Origin of the sequence: Streptococcus sp. 5004, assembly GCF_013276755.1 — a bacterium.
GTDB lineage: Bacteria > Bacillota > Bacilli > Lactobacillales > Streptococcaceae > Streptococcus.
On record NZ_VMLP01000006.1, the window covers coordinates 84,344 to 90,967 of the forward strand.

Genomic DNA, 6,624 nt, shown 5'->3' on the forward strand with positions numbered 1-6,624 from the left:
AAGGATGAGATTAGACAAATATTTAAAAGTATCGCGAATTATCAAGCGTCGTACAGTCGCAAAAGAAGTAGCAGATAAAGGCAGAATCAAGGTGAATGGAATCTTGGCCAAAAGTTCAACGGACTTGAAAGTTAATGACCAAGTTGAAATTCGTTTTGGAAATAAATTGTTACTTGTAAAAGTACTGGAGATGAAAGATAGTACAAAAAAAGAAGATGCAGCAGGCATGTATGAAATTATCAGTGAAACACGGGTAGAAGAAAATGTCTAAGAATATTGTACAATTGAATAATTCTTTTATTCAAAATGAATACCAACGTCGGCGCTACCTGATGAAAGAGCGACAAAAACGGAATCGTTTCATGGGTTGGGTACTGATTTTGATTATGCTGTTATTTATCTTGCCAACTTTTAATTTAGCGCAGAGTTATCAGCAATTACTCCAAAGACGTCAGCAATTAGCAGACTTGCAAACTCAGTATCGGACTTTGAGTGATGAAAAGGATAAGGAGACAGCATTTGCTACCAAGTTGAAAGATGAGGATTATGCTGCCAAATATACACGAGCGAAGTACTATTATTCTAAGTCGAGGGAAATAGTTTATACGATTCCTGACTTGCTTCAAAGGTGATAAAATGGAAAATTTATTAGATGTAATTGAGCAATTTTTGAGTTTATCAGATGAAAAGCTGGAAGAATTGGCTGATAAAAATCAATTATTGTGTTTACAAGAAGAAAAGGAAAGGAAGAATGCGTAAATTCTTAATTATTTTGTTGCTACCGAGTTTTTTGACCATCTCAAAAGTCGTTAGCACAGAAAAAGAAGTCGTCTATACTTCGAAAGAAATTTATTACCTTTCACAATCTGACTTTGGTATTTATTTTAGAGAAAAGCTAAGTTCTCCTATGGTTTATGGAGAAGTTCCTGTCTATGCGAATGAAGATTTAGTAGTGGAATCTGGAAAATTGACTCCTAAAACAAGTTTTCAAATAACCGAGTGGCGCTTAAATAAACAAGGAATTCCGGTATTTAAGCTATCAAATCATCAATTTATAGCTGCGGACAAACGATTTTTATATGATCAGTCAGAGGTAACTCCAATAATAAAAAAAGTATGGTTAGAATCTGACTTTAAACTGTACAATAGTCCTTATGATTTAAAAGAAGTGAAATCATCCTTATCAGCTTATTCACAAGTATCAATTGATAAGACCATGTTTGTAGAAGGAAGAGAATTTCTACATATTGATCAGGCTGGATGGGTAGCTAAAGAATCAACTTCTGAAGAAGATAATCGGATGAGTAAAGTCCAAGAAATGTTATCGGAAAAATATCAGAAGGATTCATTCTCTATTTATGTTAAGCAACTGACTACTGGAAAAGAAGCAGGTATCAATCAAGATGAAAAGATGTATGCAGCTAGCGTTTTGAAACTCCCTTATCTCTATTATGCGCAAGAAAAAATAAATGATGGTCTTTATCAGTTAGATACGACTGTAAAATACGTATCTGCAGTCAATGATTTTCCAGGTTCTTATAAACCAGAGGGAAGTGGTAGTCTTCCTAAAAAAGAGGATAATAAAGAGTATTCTCTCAAGGACTTAATCACAAAAGTATCTAAAGAATCTGATAATGTAGCTCATAATCTATTGGGTTATTACATTTCAAACCAATCTGATGCCACATTCAAATCCAAGATGTCTGCCATTATGGGAGATGATTGGGATCCAAAAGAAAAATTGATTTCTTCCAAGATGGCCGGGAAGGTCATGGAAGCTATTTATAATCAAAATGGATTTGTGCTAGAGTCTTTGACTAAAACAGATTTTGATAATCAGCGAATTGCCAAAGGTGTTTCTGTGAAGGTAGCTCATAAAATTGGGGATGCGGACGAATTTAAGCATGATACGGGTGTTGTCTACGCAGATTCTCCATTTATTCTTTCTATTTTCACTAAGAATTCTGATTATGATACAATTTCTCAGATATCCAAGGATGTTTATGAGGTTCTAAAATGAGAAAACAAGATTTTTTAAATCATTTTCTCAAGAAGGGATATTTCAAAAAGCATACTAAGGTGGTGCTAGCTCTTTCTGGTGGGTTAGATTCTATGTTTCTATTTAAGGTATTATCTACTTATCAAAAAGAGTTAGAAATTGAACTGATTTTAGCACATGTGAATCATAAGCAGAGAGTAGAATCAGATTGGGAAGAACAGGAATTAAGGAAGTTAGCTGCTGAAGCAGAGCTTCCTATTTATATTAGCAATTTTTTAGGAGAATTTTCAGAAGCGCGGGCTCGACATTTTCGTTATGATTTTTTTCAAGAGGTCATGAAAAAGACAGGTGCGACAGCTTTAGTCACTGCCCACCATGCTGATGACCAGGTGGAAACGATTTTGATGCGTTTGATTCGAGGTACTCGTTTGCGCTATCTATCAGGAATTAAGGAGAAGCAAGTAGTAGGAGAGATAGAAATCATTCGTCCCTTCTTGCATTTTCAGAAAAAAGACTTTCCTTCAATTTTTCACTTTGAAGATACATCAAATAAGGAAAATCATTATTTTCGAAATCGTATTCGAAACTCTTATTTACCAGAATTAGAGAAAGAAAATCCTAGATTTAGAGATGCAATCTTAAGTATTGGAAATGAAATTTTAGATTATGACTTAGCTATAGCTGAATTATCTAATAATATTGATGTAGAAAATTTAGATCAGCTATTGTCTTACTCTGAGTCTACACAAAGAGTTTTACTTCAAACTTATCTGAATCGTTTTCCAGATTTGAATCTTACAAAAGCGCAGTTTGCTGAAGTTCGGCAAATTTTAAAAACTAAAAGCCAGTATCGTCATCTGCTTAAAAATGGCTATGAATTGATAAAAGAGTATCAACAGTTTCAGATTTGTAAAATCAGTCCGCAGGCTGATGAAAAGGAAGATGAACTTGTGTTACACTATCAAAATCAGGTATCTTATCAAGGTTATTTATTTTCCTTTGGACTTCCATTAGAAGGTGAATCAATTCAACGAATACCTGTTTCACGGGAAACATCAATACTCATTCGTCATCGAAAAAGAGGAGATTTTTTGATTCAAAATGGGCATAGAAAAAAACTCAGACGTCTATTTATTGATTTGAAAATCCCTATGGAAAAGCGAAAATCTGCTCTGATTATTGAGCAATTTGGTGAAATTGTCTCAATTTTGGGAATTGCGACTAGTGATTTGAGTAAAAACACGAAAAATGATATAATGAACACTGTACTTTATATAGAAAAAATAGATAGGTAAAAAAATGTTAGAAAACGATATTAAAAAAATCCTCGTTTCACACGATGAAATTACAGAAGCTGCTAAAAAATTAGGTGCTCAATTAACTAAGGACTATGCAGGAAAAAATCCAATCTTGGTTGGGATTTTAAAAGGATCTATTCCTTTTATGGCTGAATTGGTCAAACATATTGATACACATATTGAAATGGACTTCATGATGGTTTCTAGCTACCATGGTGGAACAGCAAGTAGTGGTGTCATCAATATCAAGCAAGATGTAACTCAAGATATTAAAGGAAGACATGTTCTATTTGTAGAGGATATCATTGATACAGGTCAAACTTTGAAGAATTTGCGAGATATGTTTATTGCAAGAGATGCAGCTTCTGTTAAGATTGCAACTTTATTGGATAAACCAGAGGGACGTGTTGTAGAAATTGAGGCAGACTATACCTGCTTTACTATCCCAAATGAGTTTGTAGTAGGTTATGGTTTAGACTACAAAGAAAATTATCGTAATCTTCCTTATGTTGGAGTATTGAAAGAAGAAGTGTATTCAAATTAGAAAGAACAATTTTTAATGAAAAAACAAAATAATGGTTTAATTAAAAATCCATTTCTATGGTTATTACTTATTTTTTTCCTAGTTACAGCTTACCAGTATTTTAGTACAGGTAGTGTTGCAGGGAAAAGTGAGCAAATTAATTATACAGAATTGGTAAAAGAAATTACCGATGACAATGTAAAAGAATTAACCTACCAACCAAATGGTAGTGTTATCGAAGTTTCGGGTGTCTATAAAAATCCTAAAACAAGTAAAGAAGAAACAGGCATTCAGTTCTTTTCTCCATCTGTTACAACAGTAGAGAAATTTTCAAGTATTATTCTTCCCTCTGATACTACAGTATCAGAATTGCAAAAACTTGCTTCGGACCATAAAGCAGAAGTAACTATTAAGCATGAAAGTTCAAGTGGTATGTGGATTAATCTACTCGTATCCATTGTGCCATTTGGAATTCTATTCTTCTTCCTATTCTCTATGATGGGAAATATGGGGGGAGGCAATGGTCGTAACCCAATGAGTTTTGGACGTAGTAAGGCTAAAGCTGCAAATAAAGAAGATATTAAAGTAAGATTTTCAGATGTTGCTGGAGCTGAGGAAGAAAAACAAGAACTAGTTGAAGTTGTTGAATTCTTAAAAGATCCAAAACGATTTACAAAACTTGGAGCCCGGATTCCAGCAGGTGTTCTTTTGGAGGGACCTCCGGGAACAGGTAAGACATTGCTTGCTAAGGCAGTCGCCGGAGAAGCAGGCGTTCCATTCTTTAGTATCTCAGGTTCTGACTTTGTAGAAATGTTTGTCGGAGTTGGAGCTAGTCGTGTTCGTTCTCTTTTTGAAGATGCCAAAAAAGCAGCGCCAGCTATTATCTTTATCGATGAAATTGATGCTGTCGGACGTCAACGTGGAGTTGGTTTAGGCGGAGGTAATGACGAACGTGAACAAACCTTGAACCAACTCTTGATTGAGATGGATGGTTTTGAGGGAAATGAAGGGATTATCGTCATCGCTGCTACAAACCGTTCAGATGTACTTGACCCTGCCCTTCTGCGTCCAGGACGTTTTGATAGAAAAGTATTGGTTGGCCGTCCTGATGTCAAAGGTCGTGAAGCAATCTTGAAAGTTCATGCTAAGAACAAGCCTTTAGCAGAAGATGTTGATTTGAAATTAGTTGCTCAACAAACTCCAGGCTTTGTTGGTGCTGATTTAGAGAATGTCTTGAATGAAGCAGCCTTGGTTGCCGCTCGTCGCAATAAATCGATAATTGATGCTTCAGATATTGATGAAGCAGAAGATAGAGTGATTGCTGGACCTTCTAAGAAAGATAAGACAGTTTCACAAAAAGAACGTGAATTGGTTGCCTACCATGAGGCAGGACATACCATTGTTGGTCTAGTCTTGTCGAATGCCCGTGTTGTTCATAAGGTTACAATTGTACCAAGAGGTCGTGCAGGTGGTTACATGATTGCACTTCCTAAGGAAGATCAAATGCTTCTATCTAAAGAAGATATGAAAGAGCAATTGGCTGGCTTAATGGGTGGACGTGTAGCTGAAGAAATTATCTTTAATGTCCAAACTACAGGAGCTTCAAACGACTTTGAACAAGCGACACAAATGGCGCGTGCAATGGTTACAGAGTACGGTATGAGTGAAAAACTTGGCCCAGTACAATATGAAGGAAATCATGCTATGTTTGGTGCACAGAGTCCTCAAAAATCAATTTCAGAACAAACAGCTTATGAAATTGACGAAGAGGTTCGTTCATTATTAAATGAAGCACGAAATAAAGCTGCTGAAATCATCCAATCAAATCGTGAAACTCATAAGTTGATTGCAGAAGCATTATTGAAATATGAAACATTGGATAGTACACAAATTAAAGCTCTTTATGAAACAGGAAAGATGCCTGAAACCGTAGAAGAGGAGTCTCATGCATTATCTTATGATGAAGTAAAGTCAAAAATGAATGACGAAAAATAACCCAAAGAGAGGCTTGTCCTCTCTTTTTTGTGCAGTTGAGGATCTAAAGGGTGCAGAATGGAGGAAATGTGCCAAAAGTGTTTCTGAATCTGTTAGACTGTATCTAGAAAGGGGAAGATTATGCTTAAAAAAATGTATGAAGAAGTCCAAGGAATTGTATACAAGTGTAGAAATGAATATTACCTTCATTTGTGGGAGCTATCGGATTGGGACCAAGAGGGCATGATATGTCTACATGAATTGATTAGTAGAGAAGAAGGGCTGGTAGAAGATATCCCTCGTTTAAGGAAATATTTCAAAACAAAATTCCGGAATCGAATTTTAGATTATCTCCGTAAGCAGGAAAGCCACAAACGAAGATATAATAAAGAACCTTATGAAGAAGTGGGTGAGATAAGTCATCGTATAAGTGAGGGCGGTCTGTGGCTAGATGACTATTATCTCTTTCATGAAACCCTAAGAGATTATAGAAACAAACAAACTAAAGAGCAACAAGAAGAGTTAGAACGCGTCTTAAGGGATGAACGCTTCCGAGGGCGTCAAAGAGTGCTAAAGGACTTACGTATTGTGTTTAAAGAGTTTGACATCCGTACCCACTAGGAAGTCATGCAAAAAAGGTAAATTCCCAAACTAACTTCCACCGCTAATCCAAGTGGAAGTTAGTCTGATAAAAATCCTAAAAACCAGTGGAAATCCGTGTCAGGGTAAGTTCCACTGGTTTTAATCATGCTTTATTTCATCGTTTTTGTAGCCGAAAGGAATCGAAAAAAAGAGCGCACAAAATCCCGTCATCTGAAAGCGTTTCAGAT

8 protein-coding genes are annotated in these 6,624 nt (G+C 35.8%); all 8 read left to right on the forward strand.

From position 1 onward, the window contains the following. The first annotated feature begins 4 nt into the window (after positions 1–4). The 8 genes from HT685_RS02475 to HT685_RS02505 all read left to right on the forward strand — a co-directional run bounded on the left by HT685_RS02475 (position 5) and on the right by HT685_RS02505 (position 6,415). The gene (locus tag HT685_RS02475) at positions 5–271 is read left to right on the forward strand and encodes an RNA-binding S4 domain-containing protein (RefSeq protein WP_001234978.1); all 267 of its coding nucleotides are present in this window, start codon (positions 5–7) and stop codon (positions 269–271) included. After that, positions 264–632, forward strand: coding sequence for a septum formation initiator family protein (locus HT685_RS02480; protein WP_050216165.1), 369 nt, complete (start codon positions 264–266; stop codon positions 630–632). Before HT685_RS02475 ends, HT685_RS02480 begins: the two co-directional genes overlap by 8 nt. Before the next feature lie 4 nt (positions 633–636). Then, positions 637–759, forward strand: coding sequence for an SP_0009 family protein (locus tag HT685_RS10275; protein ID WP_257884889.1), 123 nt, complete (start codon positions 637–639; stop codon positions 757–759). After that, on the forward strand, positions 752–2,020 hold the full coding sequence (locus HT685_RS02485) for a serine hydrolase (RefSeq protein WP_173224801.1): 1,269 nt from the start codon (positions 752–754) through the stop codon (positions 2,018–2,020). Before HT685_RS10275 ends, HT685_RS02485 begins: the two co-directional genes overlap by 8 nt. Beyond that, a complete protein-coding gene (gene tilS, locus HT685_RS02490) occupies positions 2,017–3,294 on the forward strand; it encodes a tRNA lysidine(34) synthetase TilS (protein ID WP_173224798.1) in 1,278 nt (425 codons plus the stop codon). The genes HT685_RS02485 and tilS overlap by 4 nt, the downstream gene beginning before the upstream one ends. 4 nt (positions 3,295–3,298) lie before the next feature. Continuing rightward, complete coding sequence (hpt, locus tag HT685_RS02495) at positions 3,299–3,841, forward strand: hypoxanthine phosphoribosyltransferase (protein ID WP_000892171.1); 543 nt, start codon at positions 3,299–3,301, stop codon at positions 3,839–3,841. A gap of 15 nt (positions 3,842–3,856) precedes the next feature. After that, complete coding sequence (ftsH, locus tag HT685_RS02500) at positions 3,857–5,815, forward strand: ATP-dependent zinc metalloprotease FtsH (RefSeq protein WP_173224795.1); 1,959 nt, start codon at positions 3,857–3,859, stop codon at positions 5,813–5,815. Between the two features lie 120 nt (positions 5,816–5,935). Next, positions 5,936–6,415: a sigma-70 family RNA polymerase sigma factor gene (locus HT685_RS02505; protein WP_173224791.1), complete on the forward strand. Its 480-nt coding sequence runs from the start codon at positions 5,936–5,938 to the stop codon at positions 6,413–6,415. The last annotated feature ends 209 nt before the right edge of the window (positions 6,416–6,624 follow it).

Coding starts and splice junctions, on each gene's coding strand:
- hpt (WP_000892171.1), top strand. CDS start 3,299: ATGTTAGAAAACGATATTAAAAAAATCCTCGTTTCACACGATGAAATT.
- HT685_RS02475 (WP_001234978.1), top strand. CDS start 5: ATGAGATTAGACAAATATTTAAAAGTATCGCGAATTATCAAGCGTCGT.
- ftsH (WP_173224795.1), top strand. CDS start 3,857: ATGAAAAAACAAAATAATGGTTTAATTAAAAATCCATTTCTATGGTTA.
- HT685_RS02480 (WP_050216165.1), top strand. CDS start 264: ATGTCTAAGAATATTGTACAATTGAATAATTCTTTTATTCAAAATGAA.
- HT685_RS02485 (WP_173224801.1), top strand. CDS start 752: ATGCGTAAATTCTTAATTATTTTGTTGCTACCGAGTTTTTTGACCATC.
- HT685_RS10275 (WP_257884889.1), top strand. CDS start 637: ATGGAAAATTTATTAGATGTAATTGAGCAATTTTTGAGTTTATCAGAT.
- HT685_RS02505 (WP_173224791.1), top strand. CDS start 5,936: ATGCTTAAAAAAATGTATGAAGAAGTCCAAGGAATTGTATACAAGTGT.
- tilS (WP_173224798.1), top strand. CDS start 2,017: ATGAGAAAACAAGATTTTTTAAATCATTTTCTCAAGAAGGGATATTTC.